Annotated in this window: 16 protein-coding genes and 2 pseudogenes; 9 read left to right on the forward strand and 9 right to left on the reverse strand. The window is 40.2% G+C overall.

What is annotated here, in order from left to right; genetic code table 11:
- Nucleotides 1–57: 57 nt before the first annotated feature.
- From V7K79_RS23805 to V7K79_RS23820, 4 genes are all read right to left on the reverse strand, one after another.
- The gene (locus V7K79_RS23805) at nucleotides 58–1,236 is read right to left on the reverse strand and encodes a DNA double-strand break repair nuclease NurA (protein ID WP_335051039.1); all 1,179 of its coding nucleotides are present in this window, start codon (nucleotides 1,234–1,236) and stop codon (nucleotides 58–60) included.
- A 171-nt stretch (nucleotides 1,237–1,407) separates the two neighbouring features.
- Nucleotides 1,408–2,193 (reverse strand): HAD family hydrolase, encoded by a 786-nt coding sequence (locus V7K79_RS23810; protein WP_335051041.1) that lies wholly within the window; start codon nucleotides 2,191–2,193, stop codon nucleotides 1,408–1,410.
- Between the two features lie 137 nt (nucleotides 2,194–2,330).
- Nucleotides 2,331–2,555: a hypothetical protein gene (locus V7K79_RS23815; RefSeq protein WP_335051042.1), complete on the reverse strand. Its 225-nt coding sequence runs from the start codon at nucleotides 2,553–2,555 to the stop codon at nucleotides 2,331–2,333.
- Nucleotides 2,556–2,576: 21 nt separating this feature from the next.
- A complete protein-coding gene (locus tag V7K79_RS23820; protein ID WP_335051043.1) occupies nucleotides 2,577–2,813 on the reverse strand; it encodes a hypothetical protein in 237 nt (78 codons plus the stop codon).
- A gap of 330 nt (nucleotides 2,814–3,143) precedes the next feature.
- Between V7K79_RS23820 and V7K79_RS23825 the strand changes: the two are divergent.
- Together V7K79_RS23825 and V7K79_RS23835 are read left to right on the forward strand one after the other, a co-directional pair.
- A pseudogene (locus tag V7K79_RS23825) lies at nucleotides 3,144–4,708 on the forward strand (protein kinase domain-containing protein).
- Between the two features lie 411 nt (nucleotides 4,709–5,119).
- A complete protein-coding gene (locus V7K79_RS23835; RefSeq protein ID WP_335051046.1) occupies nucleotides 5,120–5,449 on the forward strand; it encodes a hypothetical protein in 330 nt (109 codons plus the stop codon).
- On the opposite strand, the pseudogene V7K79_RS30080 reads toward V7K79_RS23835, so the two are convergent.
- Nucleotides 5,446–5,643 (reverse strand): annotated as a pseudogene (locus V7K79_RS30080) (hypothetical protein); the annotation flags it as partial. The gene V7K79_RS23835 and the pseudogene V7K79_RS30080 overlap by 4 nt on opposite strands.
- A 479-nt stretch (nucleotides 5,644–6,122) precedes the next feature.
- On the opposite strand from V7K79_RS30080, the gene V7K79_RS23840 reads away from it, so the two are divergent.
- The 4 genes from V7K79_RS23840 to V7K79_RS23855 all read left to right on the forward strand — a co-directional run bounded on the left by V7K79_RS23840 (nucleotide 6,123) and on the right by V7K79_RS23855 (nucleotide 10,542).
- The gene (locus tag V7K79_RS23840) at nucleotides 6,123–7,439 is read left to right on the forward strand and encodes a hypothetical protein (RefSeq protein ID WP_335051048.1); all 1,317 of its coding nucleotides are present in this window, start codon (nucleotides 6,123–6,125) and stop codon (nucleotides 7,437–7,439) included.
- Between the two features lie 229 nt (nucleotides 7,440–7,668).
- Nucleotides 7,669–7,863 carry a heavy-metal-associated domain-containing protein gene (locus V7K79_RS23845; RefSeq protein WP_094350009.1) on the forward strand — a complete coding sequence of 65 codons (195 nt, stop codon included), beginning with the start codon at nucleotides 7,669–7,671 and terminating at the stop codon, nucleotides 7,861–7,863.
- Between the two features lie 125 nt (nucleotides 7,864–7,988).
- Nucleotides 7,989–10,295, forward strand: a complete 2,307-nt coding sequence (locus V7K79_RS23850; protein WP_335051050.1) for a heavy metal translocating P-type ATPase — start codon at nucleotides 7,989–7,991, stop codon at nucleotides 10,293–10,295.
- A gap of 19 nt (nucleotides 10,296–10,314) precedes the next feature.
- Complete coding sequence (locus V7K79_RS23855) at nucleotides 10,315–10,542, forward strand: hypothetical protein (protein ID WP_335051052.1); 228 nt, start codon at nucleotides 10,315–10,317, stop codon at nucleotides 10,540–10,542.
- Between the two features lie 6 nt (nucleotides 10,543–10,548).
- Here V7K79_RS23855 and V7K79_RS23860 read toward each other — a convergent pair whose 3' ends face one another.
- Entirely contained in the window at nucleotides 10,549–10,974 is a 426-nt protein-coding gene (locus V7K79_RS23860) for a heavy metal-responsive transcriptional regulator (protein WP_335051054.1), read from the reverse strand.
- A 439-nt stretch (nucleotides 10,975–11,413) separates the two neighbouring features.
- Between V7K79_RS23860 and V7K79_RS23865 the strand changes: the two genes are divergently transcribed.
- Complete coding sequence (locus V7K79_RS23865) at nucleotides 11,414–12,502, forward strand: aromatic ring-hydroxylating dioxygenase subunit alpha (protein ID WP_335051056.1); 1,089 nt, start codon at nucleotides 11,414–11,416, stop codon at nucleotides 12,500–12,502.
- Nucleotides 12,503–13,115: 613 nt separating this feature from the next.
- Here the strand turns inward: V7K79_RS23865 and V7K79_RS23870 are convergent.
- Nucleotides 13,116–13,793 (reverse strand): hypothetical protein, encoded by a 678-nt coding sequence (locus tag V7K79_RS23870; protein WP_335051058.1) that lies wholly within the window; start codon nucleotides 13,791–13,793, stop codon nucleotides 13,116–13,118.
- Between the two features lie 1,268 nt (nucleotides 13,794–15,061).
- Between V7K79_RS23870 and V7K79_RS23875 the strand changes: the two genes are divergently transcribed.
- Nucleotides 15,062–15,442, forward strand: coding sequence for a hypothetical protein (locus tag V7K79_RS23875; RefSeq protein WP_335051060.1), 381 nt, complete (start codon nucleotides 15,062–15,064; stop codon nucleotides 15,440–15,442).
- Nucleotides 15,443–15,701: 259 nt separating this feature from the next.
- Nucleotides 15,702–15,827, forward strand: a complete 126-nt coding sequence (locus tag V7K79_RS23880) for a hypothetical protein (RefSeq protein WP_335051062.1) — start codon at nucleotides 15,702–15,704, stop codon at nucleotides 15,825–15,827.
- An 11-nt stretch (nucleotides 15,828–15,838) separates the two neighbouring features.
- On the opposite strand, the gene V7K79_RS23885 is transcribed toward V7K79_RS23880, so the two are convergent.
- Together V7K79_RS23885 and proC are read right to left on the reverse strand one after the other, a co-directional pair.
- Nucleotides 15,839–18,517, reverse strand: coding sequence for a DEAD/DEAH box helicase (locus V7K79_RS23885; protein WP_335051063.1), 2,679 nt, complete (start codon nucleotides 18,515–18,517; stop codon nucleotides 15,839–15,841).
- A 175-nt stretch (nucleotides 18,518–18,692) separates the two neighbouring features.
- Nucleotides 18,693–19,511, reverse strand: coding sequence for a pyrroline-5-carboxylate reductase (gene proC, locus V7K79_RS23890; RefSeq protein WP_335051065.1), 819 nt, complete (start codon nucleotides 19,509–19,511; stop codon nucleotides 18,693–18,695).
- Nucleotides 19,512–19,555 lie beyond the last annotated feature (44 nt).

Consider the following 19,555-nt stretch of genomic DNA (forward strand, 5'->3'; position numbering starts at 1 on the left):
CTTTTTTTTTCCAAAGATGATGGAAAATTAATTACGAATTACGAATTACGAATTATTTTAAGCAATACTCCCGCGCTTTCTGGCTTCTTTGTAAGAAGTTCCAACATTTTTTAAACCAGCTTTAATCATTTGTTGTTCGAGTAAGGCAAAGAAACGTGCTTTATCGCCACCTTTTACTACTGCTTGATTATGCGCTTCAGCGATCGCTACAGGATAACCATATCCTTTTTGCACTTGTGCTAACATCAGTCCCAGTGCTTGGTCTAACATGGTTGCATTCTGTGCTACCCATGCTGGGACTTCAATTCTGGCGATTTCAGTACCGACGTGGACGTAGCAAAAGTAAATGGTTTGATCGCCATAGAGTTCTAGAATAGGGGAATTACTGCGCCATAAGGTACTACGTTGTCCTGGTTTGAGTCGAGTTGCCCAAACAGAGGTATCTCGCAACTGTTCAAAAATTTTGCAAGGTACTTTTTCTAGCTGATTTGGACAATGACTTTTACAGTCTGGTACTGGATGGGTACAAGCTAACAACCTTAAAAAGTTCATGGTTTCGATGCTGCGAGAGGCACTAAGATAGCCCATCAAGGGAATTTGAGCCTCACGCATCTGCTGCCAAGCTTCTAGGATGGGGGGTAAAATGCGATCGCGTGCATCCATCGGTAACTGTTCTAAAAACCAGTAAATTAGCGAACCATCTACCATTGCTAGTGCTGGCGTTTCTGCTGACGCTGCACTACACGCAAGTTCTGCTAACACTGTTGTTTCTGAAGCAGTGCGGCGAAAACTCATCCATTCCTCGGTTCTAATTCCCCACTGCCGAGACATATATAAATCTTCTGGGCGGTAAAATACTTCTGGCAAACTATCGAGTAACGGATGGCGATTTTGTCCGTAGTGTAAGACGACTCTGCCGATATTTAGCAGATAACAGTAAGCAATTTCATGATGGTTGGGGGCAATTTGAGAACCATCAGTAGCAATGACAGTATGAATTTTTGGCGGAACTGGGATATCAATGCAAGTTTCTAGTGCTTCAATTGGGGTAGCATTAGCAAAGAGAATGCGATCGCGCCATTTTTCCTGGCGATCAACTAAATCTTGTTGGCACTCCTGAGCATTTTTTAAATGTTGTTGTGCCAGCTCTAAACGCTGACGACTGACAGCAGCTTCTAAGGTAAGATGCTGACTTAAACCCTGCATTTCTCGCGCCAGTTTTGTTAGGTCAAGCATAAAAGTAAGTGCGAAGTAAGGAGTGAATACTTGTGAGTTATTATTTCACCTAATTTTATAAAATACATATTTGATTTATAAAAATATGTCCAGAAATTAAATATGCATTATTCAGAACCCTTGTAAAGACGTAGCATTGCTACGTCTCTTTTTCACTAGATATTTAATATATTAAAGCCAAGCGGAGAAATCTTTAGCAAACTGAGAAAGTGATAACAACTGAATTTGCGGATCGTTTTGAGCAGATTCCCTTTCTGCTTGGGTATTATAGCCCCAATCTGCAAGGAAAAGTTTCACATCCTCAAGGTCTGCTTGCTGTTGGACTAACTGTAATGTCTTGAGTCTATCTTCTACAAACCAGAGACTAACTGACTTGTCTCCTTCTGATTGGATTAATTCTCGCAAGATTTCATATTTGGGACGCTTGACTTCTTTCCCAAAGATTGCTTTTGGTGGTAAATTCACTCCTTCTTGTTGTAACAACTGCTGTACAAAACGCCCTTCTTTAGTTGTCACAATGTATAACTTTATTCCACTGTCAATAGTTAATTTTATTTTTTCTACTACCCCCGAATAAAATTTATGCAGACTCAGCCAACCACCCAAATCCGTGGTAATCCATTCATCTCGCTGTTTATCTAGTTTCGCACCTATTTCTTTTGCTTGTAGCTTGTCATTTAACAAAATTTTTGGGGCAATGCTTACCCATTCATGAAGAATTTTTTCGTCAGTAATTCCATCTATTAAAGCTTTAATTAAAATGGGCATTTCCCAACCTGTTTCAATAACAGGTCTTAGACGATAAAATCTCAAAGCTAAATCATCTGGCGGTGTCTCGTTAGCAGAAGACCAAATTTCACAGTAAGTACGCCATGCTACCTCAAAATATTCAATTAATCCGTCACAAATCACTCCATCAAAGTCCAGGGCTAAAATTTTGGGACTACTTGCGGTCATTGGTTTGAGAATAAAACTGCTGTTGTCAGCTTATCCGACAAATTTAAATCATGCAGTAATTTTTGTTAGTCTTTTATAATTTATAACTTGTTGAAAAAGTATGGTGGAATTATGACATTTGATTGGTTATTAGTAGATTAAGGAGGATTTACAGCAGGTTTGCCATCGACTAAACGAATTTGGTTTTGCTTGACTACTACGGTAATTAGTGGTGGAAAACGTTTAGCCAGGCTGCGAACAACTCGATCCTGAGAATCGTATTGAGATCCATGATAAGGACAAATAAAGTGATTCTTCTCAAGATCCCACTTGAGTGTACATCCTAAAATAGGTACAAATTTGCTTGAGAGCGTACTCAGCAATCTTTGGCCCGTCTTGAATAATCAGAAGTCTGGCAAGCTTATAAAAATTAGAATTTCTGGCTTTGCGGTTGCTAATAGTGCATGAACCTCAATTTCCTTGCCATCTTTGGCCAATGCCACCGATCCTGGAAGATAATTTTGACAGCGTGAATTTTTGGGATAAAGCCAGCAAAGGGATTCTAGGTCTATCTCACGACTTTGGCTGACTTTTGGAAATAGATATCTGATCGCTACTGATGCAACTCTAGTAAATAGCACATATAGGTTAAAAAATCCTGGCGCGTTTTTATCCTCGCTGGAATTTTGTCATGAGTAGAAGAATGTTCCATGATGATTTTATTCGCTTCTTTAACAGACGCTGCACATAGCTTTATTTTCAGTATTAGTACGCAATAATAAAAATTACAGATATCTATATTCTAGTTATTTTAACTGTTTTATGTAGTAGCCTAATTTACGCATAATATACTAAGTTTTAGTGAAAGAAACTCAAGAATGTTTAGATTGCTGCTAACCAAAAAACTAAATTGTAGAGAAAGTAAATGGGATAACAGCACAAAACCCCCTTGTCCTTACCACTGCTAATTTATGCAAACACTGCTAAACAAACGCTATCGAGTAATTCGGACTTTGGAAAGTGGCGGATTTGGTGAAACTTTCTTGGCAGAAGATACCCAAATGCCTTCTAACCGTCGTTGTGTAATTAAACAACTTAAACCAATTCAAAATAATCCTCAAATTTACCAATTGGTGCAAGAGAGGTTTAAACGGGAAGCGGCAATTTTAGAAGACTTGGGCGGTGCAACTAAACAGATACCCACCTTGTATGCTTACTTCCAACTAGATGGTCAATTCTATTTAGTTCAAGAGTGGATTGAAGGTGATACCTTAACTAGAAAAGTTCACGAGCAAGGCTCATTAAGTGAAAGTACGGTAAAAGAAATATTAGTAAATTTATTATCAGTAACAGAATACGTACACAATCAGCGGATTATTCATCGAGATATCAAGCCAGATAACATCATTTTACGTCATAGCGATAGTAAGCCAGTGCTGATTGATTTTGGCGCGATACGGGAAACGATGGGAACAGTGGTAAATTCCCAAGGAAATCCTACCAGTTCGATTGTGATTGGTACGCCTGGATATATGCCAAGTGAACAAGCAGCAGGTAGGCCAGTTTATTCTAGTGATTTACATAGTTTAGGAATCACAGCAATTTATCTCCTTACGGGGAAACAGCCACAAGAATTAGAAACAGATCCACGTACCGGGGAAATTGTCTGGCACAAATACGCTCGGAGTGTGAGCCAGACAATGGTACAGGTGATAGATCGGGCGATCGCCTACCATCCACGCGATCGCTTTGCTACTGCTAAAGAAATGCTGGAAGTCCTGCAATTTGGTGCAGCAACCTTCCCGCCTACAGTAACTGCACTTCCTGCAACGCTTCAAAATACAGTTTCTGTCAGCCCAGCGCCTTCGTATCAACCTGCCCATCAAAATACTGGGCACAGAGAAATATTTCTCGCTAGTTTAATAGCAGGTGGTTTGATTGGTGGTTCTATAATCATTGGTTTTGCCCTTAGTAAATCGCCTCAATCAGTTGTACAGTCAAGCGTTTCATCCCCAACCCCCAATGAAGTACAAGATACGCCGACACCTGCACAATCCCCAGTTTCCATCACTCCAGAACCTACTACAAGTAAAGAACCACAAAAGCAAGAAGTATTATCGGCGCGATCGCAATTCCTAGCAATAACGTTCCTAGTCCCACTCAATCTGCTCAACTGCCTTTTTCAACACAGCCTCAAATCGATAGACTAACACCAGAACAAGCTGTGCAAAATTATTTTGAAACTATTAATAAACGTGATTTTCAAACTGGATGGAATCAATTATCTCCTAGCTATCAAAATAATAAACGGCTGCATCCAGATGGCTATCTTTCATACATTGACTGGTGGGGGCAGAAGGTTGAAAGCGTAGATATCGAACAAGTTAGTTTGGTAGAGGCAAGTACACAAACAGCTACAGTAAATGCTAAATTCAAGTACTTGATGAACACTGGAAAAGTAATTCCTGGTTCTGTACGCTTTTTCCTTTTATGGGATGCCCAAAATAGCAGATGGATTGTTAGTGATACCAAATAGTTCGCTCTAGGGGTTTTAGTCGGTAGTTTGGTAATCCCTCGACGCGGTGAAGTGGGCGTTTGTGGAGGGGCTTTGTCCCGCTTTACAGTTCTATTTCTCAACAAAGGTCTTCTACTATACTACAGTGCGATCGCATTAGAATTAAGATACATTTATATTTACTCTCGGTTAATTTTCAAAAAATTTGCTTTTTTTAAGAGTTGCTCCTGAACTTTAATTATCATTTACTATTTCTTTCTGGAGTAGGAGGTTATTTATCAACTTTAGAGCTATACTATGACCTAAGATATGTTCTTCAATAAATATCTTCAAAATATATTTCCAAACTCTCTCCAGAGAGAGAATTCTTTATACCTTTAATTTTTTAAGCTGTTGTTAGTCGAGTTCCATATTTTAACAACTGAAAGCGCCATGAGTGACAAAAATCAAGAAAATCAAATTAATCAACCAGTAACTGAAGATCGGCATTCTCGTGAGTTAGATGTAAACAAAGAAAATCTAACCGCAAATCCAGGAGATAGAATTTCTGATCAGCCTCAATCAATTGAAGAGAAGGCCAAACAGACTGCGGTTGATGATGTATCAGACATTGCAGGCGAGAGAATCACAGTCCCAACTTATTTCGTTGTAGATGAACCCGACGGCGAAAAAAAGGCACTTCACCATGTTAAAGATGCTGAAGAGATTTCCGACGTAATTCGGCAAATGCGACTTGACGAAAACGGAAATAGAATTTTCTAGTAGTTATTTATTAAAAATACAGAAAAACGGAGAAAGTATTTGATAATTTCTCCGTTTTTTGCATCTCCTTGTACAAATTTTTTGTCTGTATAAGCTTCAGCAAATCCCCGCACATATTTGAGATTGCGAACTGGAAATCCCTTCATCTCTGGAGAAGCTTTCTGCAAGTCGGCTGTCAGACGATTGATAATCTTTGTGCCCCAACTCTACTGTTGATGATTGAAAATTTGACAAAATAGGTTAACAGTCTTGGAATCAGATAAAAATGGATCTGTAACGCTGCGTGCAACTTTTACTCAAGCCTAACCTCCCAGCTGCATCTCTTGATTGCAAAATAATCATCATAAATATGCAGTTATTGCATCAATACGGATTTCCAATAGCTTTATACATGTCATTCTAAATGAGGGAATAAAGATGGATACCCCTGGTAAACACTAGGGGTTTTTATTTAGCAGCTACGCCTTAAACGTCAATACCAGACTCAACCGCGCCACAACGTGTAACATTTCTGGTTCAACTTACACATCAATAATCACCTGTGGATACCCAATTTATATAGTATTTTTTGTACTATATGGCGATCGCACCCTTGGAGCTTTTGTAAAAAGCCAGGTATTATTTTTATTTCGAGCTTAGTTAGGGAATACTAAACTAAGCATTGAATCTATTTATGACCTTTTTACACAAAGTTACTAACAAATTTTTCCGTAATAACTCCCAAAATGTTTCTGGGATAAATCCATCTGTAATCAGCCAACAACCTATAGTGCTGAAGCAACCAGCAAAACCATCAAAACCAAAAACTTTAGCTGAATTAGAACAAGAAATAGCAGCACAAAGACAAGTTAGGAGTGTATCCCATCAAAAAAGGCCTAGTAAAGCCAACAGAGGTATAGGTACTAAGTTGATATGGATAACAATACTTATCGGCATTCCCGCAGGTGTAATCTGGGTGGCGAATCTGCCTTACCCAGTAATTCGCCGGACTGTGGTGCAAAATGCGCCTTTATTATTGCTACCCAGTTACATGAGTGTAGAACAAAACTATCGGCAGGCGTTAGCATCACTTGAGCAAGCTGAATACTTGATTGAAAAACCCACTAGTGCAGCAGATTTAGCATTGGGTGAACAGCAACTGCAACAGACAAAAACACATTTGGATAACTTGCCAGTTGGGTTGGTTGACGATTGGCCGGAATACAAATATCGGTGGTACGACTGGCGGTTCAGCGTTTACGGTCTGAATGCAGCGCGTCGTCAAGTAGGACAACTTTCAGCCAAGGTTTTTCAAGAAAAGAATGCTCAAACCTTGTTCACTGATAATAGTCAAGCATTATTGAATGCAAAACAGCAGTATCAAACTGCTACAACAGTAACCGATAAAAAGTTAGCGATCGCAGCTTGGCATTCAGCATTGGATAAGTTAGAAGAGATTCCCGGACAAACCTTAGCCGGAAAAACTGCTCAAAATCAACTAGATGCCTACAAGCGTGATTTTGAAGAAGTTGTAGGATTAGCAGCAGGAAATGAACGCATCAGTACTTTAATTACCGCAGCACAGCAATTTTCTTGGCAAGCTGCTAAAGCTGGTCAAAATCCACCGCACACAGTCACCGAATGGGAACAAATAGAAAATTTATGGTCAGAAGCCATTAATCGCTTAAAACAGATTTCTTCTGACGATTTGGTAGGTTATGCTCAAGCACAAAAGTTATTAGCAACTTATGAGACTAATTTGGGTCAAGTCAAAGTAAGACAACAAGCTGAGGCAGATTCTGTACAGGCTTTCTTAATGGCACAACGAGAAATAGAAAGCTTTATGGCTTCAATTCCCACTGACCCCAAAAATTTGGATCGCAATCGTGTAATTAGTCAGTTACACAGTATTATTAACCAATTAGAAAAGGTACAAAAAGGTACAACTGTTTATTTAAAAGCTCAAGAGTCATTGCTATCGGCAAATAATCAATTCAAGCAACTCCAGTGAGATTTTTCAGTTGTATTTTTGATGAGTAACGTTACTCAGTCAAACCAAATTTGTAAAGAAATTTGAAGTTTAGCGAAAAACTTTTAAAAATCTCTAGACTCTCTAGCCGACTGGAGAGTCTAGGATAAATTCAAGGCGACTCTCTTTCCAGAAATTTCTGATGTGTGAGAGATACGTCTTAGTCATCCAGCTCGATCTGGCTAGGTTGTTCATTTTATCCCGTAAATCTATGACTCTCCAACTCACAGTTCCCAACATGGCTTGTTCTGCTTGTGCAAGCACCATCACCAAAACACTTCAGGCAGTCGATGCCAATGCTAGCGTTCAGGCTGATCCAACAACCAAGCTTGTCAGTGTAGAAACTCAAGCATCAGAAACAGCAATTAAGGAAGCATTGGCTGCTGCTGGCTATCCAGTTGCTTAAAGAAAGGGGATTGGGGGCTGGGGACTGGGTACTGGGTACTAGGGACTGAAATTATTCTCAATACCCAATCCCTAATCCCCAATACCTAATCCCTAATTCCCAATCCCTAATTCCCAATTCCCAACATGGATACTCTCACACTCAAACTTCGAGGCATGAGTTGCGCTGCTTGCGCCAACAATGTCGAAAAGGCGATTCGCTCTGTTTCTGGGGTAATTGACTGCAACGTTAACTTTGCAGCAGAGCAAGCTACCATCAAATACGATCGCTCTCTAGCGAGTTTAGAAAAAATCCAAGCGGCGATCGCAGCTGCGGGATACTCTTCTGATTCACTCCAGGAAGAATTGCTTTTTGAAGAAGATGATGCCGAGAAAGCGAATAGGCAAGCATTACAACGCCAACTCTTCCTCAAGGTAGCGGTGGGAGGTGTAATCAGCATTTTCCTACTTTTAGGATCGTTGCCCATGATGACTGGGCTAAATTTACCCTTAATTCCAAGCTTCCTGCAAAATCCTTGGGTGCAGTTAGTACTGACAACACCCGTAATTTTTTGGTGTGGTGGATCTTTTTACCGGAATGGCTGGAAATCCCTCAAGCGCCATACGGCGACGATGGACACGTTAATTGCTTTGGGTACAAGTGCAGCCTATCTATATTCTTTGTTTGTCACTGTTTTCCCCAAATTTTTTATTGCCCAGGGTTTGATACCTCATCTTTACTATGAAGTTGCCGCTATTGTCATCACCTTAATTTTGCTGGGGCGATTGTTGGAAAATCGCGCTAGGGGACAAACTTCTGAAGCTATCCGCAAACTTATTGGACTACAAGCTAGAGATGCCAGAGTTATCCGTGATGGTAGAGAAATTGATGTTCCCATCGCTGAAGTCAGAATCAACGATGTGATTTTAGTGCGTCCTGGTGAAAAGATTCCGGTAGATGGCGAAGTGATTGCAGGCGCTTCAACGGTAGATGAAGCGATGGTGACGGGTGAAAGTTTGGCAGTGAAAAAGCAGCCAGGAGATGAGGTGATTGGGGCGACGATTAATGGTGCGGGTGCATTTCAGTTTCGGGTGACACGAATTGGAAATGATACGTTTTTGGCTCAAATTGTCAAACTGGTGCAACAAGCACAAGGTTCTAAAGCACCTATTCAACGCTTGGCAGATCGAGTTACAGGATGGTTTGTACCTGCTGTGATTGCCGTTGCGATCGCCACTTTTGTGATTTGGTTTAATTTCACTGGCAACCTTACCCTCGCTACAATGACAACGGTGGGTGTACTGATTATCGCTTGTCCTTGTGCTTTGGGTTTAGCTACGCCCACTTCTGTAATGGTGGGGACGGGCAAAGGTGCAGAAAATGGCATTTTGATTAAAGGTGCTGACAGCTTAGAACTAGCACACAAAATTCAAACCATCGTTCTAGATAAAACCGGCACTTTAACTCAAGGGAAACCGACAGTTACAGACTTTGTAACTGTCAACGGGACAGCTAATAGTAATGAAATCCAGCTTTTACAGTTAGCAGCAACGGTTGAACGCAATTCTGAGCATCCTTTAGCGTCAGCGGTGGTGAAATACGCCCAGTCTCAAGAAGTAAGTTTAATAGATGCAAAGAACTTCATAGCTAATGCAGGTAGTGGTGTGCAAGCAGTTGTTGCAAATCAGCTTGTGCAAATTGGTACACAACGCTGGTTAACAGAACTTGGAGTTAATACTATAAGTCTCCAGCAGTATAAAGATGCCTGGGAAGCGGCTGGTAAAACAGTTATTTTGATTGCTGTAGATGGCGAACTACAAGGAATAATGGGTATTGCTGATGCCCTAAAACCTTCATCAGCAGCAGTGGTGAAAGCCTTACAAAAGTTAGGTTTAGAAGTAGTAATGCTCACCGGAGATAATCGTAAAACTGCTGATGCGATCGCTCTACAAGTTGGTATCCAGCGAATCTTTGCCGAAGTGCGTCCAGATCAAAAGGCGGCGATTATTCAATCTCTTCAGAAAGGGGGACTGGGGACTAGGGACTGGGGACTAGGGAAAACTCTTCCCAATACCCAATCAATTGTCGCAATGGTTGGTGATGGCATAAATGATGCCCCAGCCTTGGCACAAGCTGATGTCGGAATTGCCATTGGTACGGGAACAGATGTAGCGATCGCAGCTAGCGATATTACCTTAATTTCTGGAGATTTGCAAGGAATTGTGACAGCAATTCAACTTAGTCGCGCCACCATCAACAATATCAGGCAAAATCTCTTCTTTGCCTTTATTTATAACGTCATTGGTATTCCGATTGCAGCGGGAATTTTGTTCCCTATCTTTGGTTGGTTACTCAATCCAATTATCGCCGGCGCTGCGATGGCTTTGTCTTCGCTGTCTGTTGTTAGCAATGCCCTCAGATTGCGTAAATTTCAACCAAAAATTAGCTCATAATTGCAGGGTAATTTAGCAAATGTTCAGTCAAAAAATGCTTTGGGGAAGTTTGATAGCTTCAGTGCTGATCGCTGGGACATCAGGTGTAACATTAGCAGAAATGCCAGCCCATTCATCAGAGCAAACCAGCCAATTTCAAAGCATTGAGCAACCTTTAGACTTGAAAGTTGGTGTTGCGATCGCAGGTTTAGCTTTAATTGGATTAGAGTTATGGTGGTTTCTTCTTTATAAAAGTTCTGATTCCTGATTAGTATCAGTTTTGAGAGGTGTTTTGAATAATCGGACAAATTGTCTTCTCATCATGCTCGCTGATATTCTTCCAGCCTGAAAGTAATCCTTTTATTTCAGAGCGCAAAGTTAACAGCTGATCGATTTGGCAATCAATCTGTAACACCTTCTCTTCAAGTTTTTCTTTGATTTCACCACAGGGAGTTTGACCTTGGTCATAAACCTGAAGAATATTACCAATTTCTTCTAAGCTAAGACCAAGATTTTGTGCCCTTTTAATGAATGCTAGACGAGTTAGCACATCCAATGAAAACTGGCGAAAGCCTCCTTCTGTTCGTCTTAATGAATTGATTAAACCTAAACTCTCGTAATAACGAATTGTCCTAATGGGTATTCCAGTTAAATCTGTTACTTGACCAATTAAAAGCAGTTTTTTATCTTGAGTTAACATAGTAGATTTTTCCAGATTTTGTAATTATTATTACATACTTTTAAAATATTAAGTGATTTGAGAATCAAACCAAATATTATAGCCGTACTCACATAGCTTAGGACAGTATTGAGCGCTCAAAGCCTTGACAAAACTAGGTTTTGACTCAGCACGGGCTAAACCTTAGCTATCCGCTAACAGCACTTTGCCATAGCATCAGTGTTAGAATTTTTTATCTAATTAGAGATTTTACTAAGGTCCCCAGTCTTTAGTCCCTAGCCCTTGGTCTCTACAAGTAATTCAGTAATCAAATTGGATTGCTATATTTATTTAATATTTTAGCTGATGATTTTTATCCATTTGTTGGGTAGCTGTTTCTCATGGTACTAAAAGTAACTGTTTTTTTGAAGTTTTCATGTTACTTGTAGATTAACTGCTTCACTTCAAGTGAAACCATAAAATGAATCTCAACTCGCAGACATTTAACTCAATCCGTAAACCTAAAACTTTCAATAATCCAGAGCGTTTTATTGAGGGATGGTATTGGGTAACACCCTCTCAAAATCTGCGGGCGGGTGAAGTAAAACCTGTCACGATTTTGGGTAAAGAATTAGTAATTTACCGTGGTAAAGATAAAAGAGTAGTTACCTTAGATGCCTACTGTCCACACATGGGCGCTCATCTTGCTGAAGGCAAAATTGAAGGTAATGCACTACGTTGTTTTTTCCACCACTGGAAGTTTGATGCTGAGGGGATGTGTATTGATATCCCATGTTTAGATGTGCCGCCTTCTGTAAAGTTACAAACTTGGCCCACTGCTGAAAAATACGGGATGATTTGGGTTTGGACTGGAGAAATACCACAACAACCTCTACCATTTGTTCCAGAGTTGGAACAGAAAGAGTGTGATGTAGCCATTCATTCCCACTTTTTGATGAACTGTCACCCCAATGTGGTGATGATTAATGCAATTGATGGTCAACACCTCAATACAGTTCACCAATTGCCACTAGAAATTATTTTTGAAAAACACGAACTCAACGAGAATGCGATTATCTTCAGTAATACTACACCCGTAAAAGACAATTTCTTTTTAGTTAAGCTCATCCGTCTTTTCTACAAAAATGCCATAACTTACAGTATTTGCTATTGGTATGGTAGCATTGGCATTGTGACAATTGGCCCTGATTTCTTACATATCCACATGATGGTTGCAGTTCGCCTCTACGAAGAAGGGAAAACTGAAGGTCAAGTTGTGTTGATGACTAAAAAACGTAAAGGAATTTTTGGTTGGTTAGGTAATCGAGTTGTATTATGGCTGACTAAAATTGCAGCTAAGTATTTTCTTATGGGTGACATCAAGATTCTTCAAACAATTCAGTTTGATTTGAAAACACCTATTAAAGCAGATTACTCAATTATGCAGTTTATTAATCATGTTGAAAAACAGCAATCCATAATGTGGGGGACTTGGCAAGAAATGCGATCGCGCGATGTGGAGAGCAAGCCCAAGCGTGAGAGATGGGAAGATACAATGAGTAATGACTAATATCATGTCTATATGATCAAAGTTCCATCAGACTGCTTGACCAATTAAACGCACGTGATGTCATAACTATTGTCAACAATCTTTGCAATATATAAATTGTTTGTAGAGGCGTATAGATGTACGCTTCTATAAACGAATATCTAGCAGCTATTTTGCGAAATAGTATAATACTTAATAAAACTTAAAAATTTAATAAAGTTACTTTTAACTTTTAATCGATTTTTTATTGAAGTACCAGACAAATAAAAAGAAGTGGCAAAGCCACTTCCTAATTCCCAGGTAGAACCTAAGTTATGAGTATAACGACTACAAAAAATTGAAATAGTATAAACAAACACCAATTAACTGAATATCTCTATTTTCCTTGTTTCTCGGTGAGTAAATCCTGATTTCTATATACCAAATAACTGTATATTTACATAAGTCTTATGATTGCAATCCAGACTCGATTTTATCGAGTTCATCGCTAAGATGTGCCAATTTTGTCTGTTATCAAGAAGCTGCTGTTCTAATTAAAACTTAGTTACTTTACCAGCCTCAAAGCCTCAGTATGAGAACGTTGTCTTCATAGTTACTCTACGCCCTAGCAAGCAAACTGATATTTAGCATATAACTACTCACTTGGATTCAGTACAACGATAATTTCTGCTAGCCTAATTCCCAAAGGTTTCCAGTGGGGATTGCTAGAGGAAAAAGTACCATCCCCAGATACTGATTGGTAATCGTTGGAGAACTTCTCAGAAGCGTTGGGAGCCGTATCTACTCGTAAAATAAGTTTGCCTTGATAACGGGATAATTTACTACTATCCAGCAAAATAGTACCGCCGTAGTCCCACGCTAATCCATAAAGTTTAAAATTACCTAATTTTTTACGTAACTCGCTCAAAGGTGTTCCAACACCGATACCCTCGCGGGTTTTCCAAGCTGAACCCAGGTTACGCACATCTAGGGGTTTAGTACGAGTATTATCACTCCATACTACTAGCAGAGAGCGCCCCTGATTTAGATTTAACTGAGTAGCTGCAAAACTACCTATTCCTTCAGCACCAGAGACAGTTTTATCAACGAGGCACGATGCACCAAACAGCTTGATTAAATCTTGCATGGTGGTTTTGCGTGTGATTGGCCCCACTCGTTCCCCAGGAACAATTAAGGTATCTTTTATGGGTTGCGATTTAGCAATAGTAACTGGATGATTGATTTTCTGGGGTAGTGCAAAGGCTGGGTTTGCTGAATAGTTTAACAGTAAAGCGAAAGTAACTGTAGCAAAGACTTCGATTGAGAAATGCATAAGTTTTATTTTGGATAGCAGCTTATGAGTTAAAAATACTCATAATTTAACTACTACAATTTCCCAATACCAGATTCCTGATTTTCAAAAGTTTTATTTCATCGCTCTAGTTACGTTTAAAATTGCCAGTATTGCTACTCTGATATCAGCAAATACAGCTTCCCACATTGTCGCTATACTAAAAATACTCAACCCAATAAATACACCTTTAATGACTAATGTAAACCCAATATTTTATCAAATAGACGGCAATATCTTGAAACAATTCTCCAATTTTTTAAAATAACATGACTCCGACCGCTTCGGATAATTTATGTATTGCGATCGCCCATAATGTTGCTACTGCCATTAAAAAAAATTATCAAATATTATACTTTTGACTATATTATGCCCAGCATTTTTCAGAATACTTTATCCAATTAATAAATAATCAGGAATAAAAAGCAGATATTCACCTATTGAGTAGAATGTATTGTGTAATTGATTTTCAAAAATTACACCAGCCGCATATCAACTTAAAATTCCTACCAAAGGTAATATCTCATTTTTCAGATTGAATTCTCCACCGTGTTCGTGATTATGGTCATGGTTATGATTCTCATCATGATTGTGATTATGAATATAGTTATGATTTTTGTGATGCTTATGTTCATAGTTGCAACAACCTGAAGATTATGAATGTACTTTCTGCTTCATCTTTTTCTTTGTAGGTTAGTAAATTAATTGAGATATCAGCCTTTTATAAAATACAATTAAAAAAGAAGCTTTTATAAATTTAGATTTTTTTAATGAGAATTTATATCAAAGTTTTTGATAAATATATATGTTATCTTTTGGTAAAAATTAAAGTTTACAAGCTGGTAAGTTTAGCGATAACAGTTTTCAACTTGATAGAATAATCTTAGATATAACTTTTGTTCGTAGTGAGCGATTTATTACTCTGTATAATAATTTAAAGGGCTAAAGCTGCTAATTACAAGGTTTAATCTAAATTAAGCTTTTATACTTACATTAAGCAAACACCATATTGAAAATATACAGCAGATTAAAATTTGCTGAATTACATAATGTTGCGTCTAAAAGCTAGACATTAAGCTTAATTGATTGCTGAATTATGCTGTAGTAAATAAATTCCGATCAAACTAGTATAGAGATGGAACTTTCTTAGGTAACAAGTGTCTATCTAGCTATTCTCAGGGAAAATTTACTTGAAGTTTGAAAGTTAATCGAATACCCTAATCTAGTAGACAATTTTTTCAAGGAAATGTATGAACAAAAAAATTCTCCTGAATTTGCTTTCCAGTTCCTCAATTTTTGTGTCAATGATGTCTACGCTGGTGACATTTCATCCTGCCCATGCTAGTGGTAGCATTACACAAAGATTACTGCACACACAAGACGGTCGTACCTGTATCACTAATCCACATGGTGGAAAAGATTTTGTGTGTATTCGAGATTCAGAGAGAAAACGCCCGTATACCTCTACAAGTTCTTCAACTATTGTCACATCAGTATCAGATCGGAATATTGCCATGTTGAACTTTACTGAAGAAGAAAGCGACGCTGCAATCAGGGTATTTGGCTGCGACTGTCCATTATGTATAAATTCTTTGCGTCAGTTGCAGGGTACTGGAAACTTAGTGTACTAAGATTGAATAGCGCTGATAGCGACTATAACTTTTGTTAGATACACTGATTAATCATGTATAAAACAAATATAACCAAAAAAGCATTTTTAACTACGTACCACCACTATTTATTATTTGGTCAAATGTAAATTGATTGTTGGGGCGGTTTGTAGTAATACTTCAAACCCGCAAATGAAAACTCCACCTACAAGGGGGTGGAGTTTTTGAGTATTGAAATAGGCTCCCTTTCTCCCAATATTGGAGAAGGAGTTGGGGGATAATGGCAAATTTTGCATTTGTGCAAGAGGTTTATTGCAACAAGTTGTTCAGCCGATTGCCAACACAACAGCGAGTCAGCAATCTCTATCACGTAATGGTGTCTGTGCATCCCCATGTAAAAACGTAAGAGCGTCCTGTTTATTCAACCACCTCATTCACAGGGAATCTATCAATCAACTGCATCGCCCGATAGGCATTGCGTTGGAAAGAATCTGGTAAATGGGGAACGTGGGGTATCTGTGATAATAAATCCAACGTCCGGCGTAATATTCTCACCACATCGCCTTCATCCAAAGTGGTATTCTCGCAGAGTTCTGTCCACTCCATTCCTAACGCCCATTGTTCCACGATCGCAATTAACTCAAATTCCAACCATATCGGCAGTGCTACATTATACCGCCGTTGTAGTTGGAACATTTGGCGGCGAATTCCTCGTAATTTTGCCAATGCTTCTGCCACTTCATTGCTGAGGTCAAAGTTAACTTTGCTATCTGGACGGGGCGTTTCCATTACTAAAGCTGCTGCTGCTGCTGCTAAATGATGCGGATCTAAATAGTCTAATTCACCACTAGCGAACACTAAACCTAGCCACAATTCATTCTCCCCTCGAATGGCGGCAGCGATTTGCCCTAATTGCGTAGGGACTAAGTTATCTAAAGCGCCAAAGTGTTGCAGAATTGAAATTAAATTTAGAAACTCTTCCCAATGACGTTGTGACTGTTGCTCTACTTGTCCTTGTGACTGTTCGAGTTCGGCTTCTAGTTCAACATAGCGGGCGCGGCGCTTGAAAAGCGTAGCTGCATTGCCTGATTGATGTAAAGGATGAGCTTCTAATTGTTCTTGGACGGCGGTAGTGCGACTGAGTTGTTCTGCTACTTCTGGTGCTAGATGCAAAGATTCTATCGGATTGGAAATACGTACAGCGATCGCAAAGCTTTCTTCGTTACCACGGCGCGATTGTCCTGGCTTCAAAGGCATCTCTGGCGGAGGTAGTACATCAGGTGGCACTTCAATTCGCGGCAGCTCGGCATACAAATCGACTACATCCCCTGTGGTTGCCACATACCACCGATTATCATGCCCCAAGCATACTAAGTAAGGAGCTTGACCAGAACTAAGCGATTTTCCTACCAAAACTGCGGTTACAGGTGAAGAAACTGTAATATTTTTGCCTTTGAGACTTAATAGAGTTCCTGACACTGCAAAGGACAACATCATCACCAATTCCTCTTGGCGGTCTGACTGTGTTTGCTCTTGCAAGGTTTTCAATATCTGGCGTTCCACCTTCAGGCGTTGCCGCAATTTTTCATAAACAGCCAGTTCATTTTCATCAACTGCGGCGATTTGCTCATGAAGTTGAGCTAATTGAGTTTGTAATTCGGCAATCTCATCGTATTCTGGTCTTAAATGCAAGGTAGCCATATACTGCCCAAAACTGCGCTCTATCAGTTCCCTGGTTTGCTCTAGGCTATGGGTTTGCAGCAAGTTGAGTACCATGCCGTAACTGGGCGTAAACTGGCTTACTAAAGGGTCTGGCTTGGATGTTCCCAAATACGCGGCTTCTTTGGCTCCTTCAAAGGGAGTTTGGACTGTCACCACATGACCTTGTTTATCCATCCCCCGGCGGCCTGCTCGTCCAGCCATTTGCAAAAATTCGGAAGCGTTCAACAGGCGATGTCCAGTATCAGTACGCTTGGAAAGAGTAGAAATTACCGTTGTCCGGGCAGGCATATTAATTCCTGCCGCTAGTGTCTCAGTGGCAAATACTACTTTAATCAGCCCTTGCTGAAATAGTTCTTCTACCAGTGCTTTCCAAGCAGGCAAAATCCCAGCGTGGTGGGCAGCAATTCCCCGATACAGGGGTGCAATTTGTCCAGAACGCCCTGCTTCAGGATTGCGAGCTAAAAAGTCATCAATCTGTTGCCGCAAAATCTGGGACTCTTCATTATTTACTAGCCATAAATCACCGACTTCCGCCACCGCTTTATCACATCCCCGGCGGCTAAAGATAAAGTAAATCGCTGGTAGCATATCCCGTTGCTCTAGCTGGCTAAGGGTAAAAATTATACCCGGAGCTTCAGGTCTGCCATTTCTCCCTCTATCCCTTTCTCCTCCTCTCCCCTTTTTCTTCTGAAGAAGGCGGGGGTTAATTTTGGTTTTGCTATCATTCAGCAGGGGAAATAACCCTTTGGGATTGCAAAAGTGAAATTCTAAGGGAACTGGGCGAAAATCAGAATAAATTAAGTCAGTTGGACCGTGAACGCGGTTTAACCAGTCGGTGAGTTGATCGCTATTGGCAACCGTTGCTGAGAGAGCTGCCAGTTGCACTTCACGGGGACAATAAATGATTGATTCTTCCCAAACAGTACCACGCTGGCGATCATTCATGTAATGGCATTCATCAAGTATCACCGCTTCAACGTCTACTAATGAGATGCCAATTTGCCCAATGGGTGTACCATAGAGCATATTTCGGAAAATTTCTGTAGTCATCACCAAAATCGGTGCATCTCTGTTAATGGAAGCATCTCCAGTTAACAGTCCGACTCGCTCAAACCCGAATTTTTCTCTAAAGTCACGTAATTTTTGATTCGACAGCGCCTTCAGGGGAGTAGTGTAAAATACACGTTTTCCTCGCGCTAGGGCGCGATAAATGGCGTATTCCCCGACTAATGTTTTGCCCGAACCTGTAGGGGCACATACGACTACGGAGCGTCCGGCATTCAGGGACGCGATCGCATCTTTTTGAAACTGATCCAGTTCAAAGGGAAATATAAACCCTAAGTCAAGTTCTGGAGACGGTGCAGGATAATTCACTCAATCACATTTGCAACCAGATTGTTTACTATACTAACGTTGGGCATTGGGTATTGGGCATTGGGTATTGGGCATTGGGTATTGGGCACTGGTGACTGGGTATTGGGTATTTGGAAAACTTTTTTCCAGTTGCTAGCTCCTATTCTTTAGTTCCTAGTCCCCAATTCCCAGTCTCTCATTTTCCTAGCTCTTGCGATCGCTCTGTGGCAGTTTTGACCGCTTCAATTAAAGCGGAACGAAATCCTGCTTGTTCTAGCTTGGCAATTCCTGCAATGGTTGTACCACCAGGACTAGTAACACGATCTTTGAGTTCTGCTGGGTGTAGTTTGGTTTCCTGCAACAGTTTTGCTGTTCCCAGTACGGTTTGCAAGGCTAATTGATTGGCAATTGCTCTAGGCAAACCTGCGGCTACTCCGCCATCTGCAAGTGCTTCTACCATCAGCGCTACGTAAGCGGGGCCGCTACCAGATAGCCCTGTAACTGCATCCATCAGTGCTTCTGAAACTTCTACTACTTCACCGACAGCAGAAAAAACTTGCTGTGCTATTTGGTGATGCTTGGCATTGGTATATGCACCTAAACAAATCGCGGTAACTCCTGCTCCCACTGTGGACGGGGTGTTGGGCATTGCTCTAATCACTGGCAATTGCACAAATGCAGCTTCTAGCTGACTTAAAGGTACACCCGCCAAAATGGAAACGATCAGGGGTGAGTGTTCTCTATTAAAAATATTAATATCTGCTAATTCTTGAGCGATCGCGCTAAACACCTGCGGTTTCACTGCCAAAAATAGAACTTCTTTTGCTTCGGTGAAAACCTGGCTATTATCTGTCGTCACAGCAACACCGTATTGCTGCTTTAAAAAATCTGAGCGTAAAGATAGCGGTTCGCTAACTATGACTTCTGATGATTGATAAATTCCACGCACGATAAGGCGGGATAAGAGTGCTTCTCCCATTACCCCACCACCAATTAAGCCAAATTTTATAGTCATTAGTTAGTCATTAGTTAGTCATTGGTCATTAGTCATTAGTCGTT

This window comes from Nostoc sp., assembly GCF_036917575.1.
GTDB lineage: Bacteria > Cyanobacteriota > Cyanobacteriia > Cyanobacteriales > Nostocaceae > Nostoc.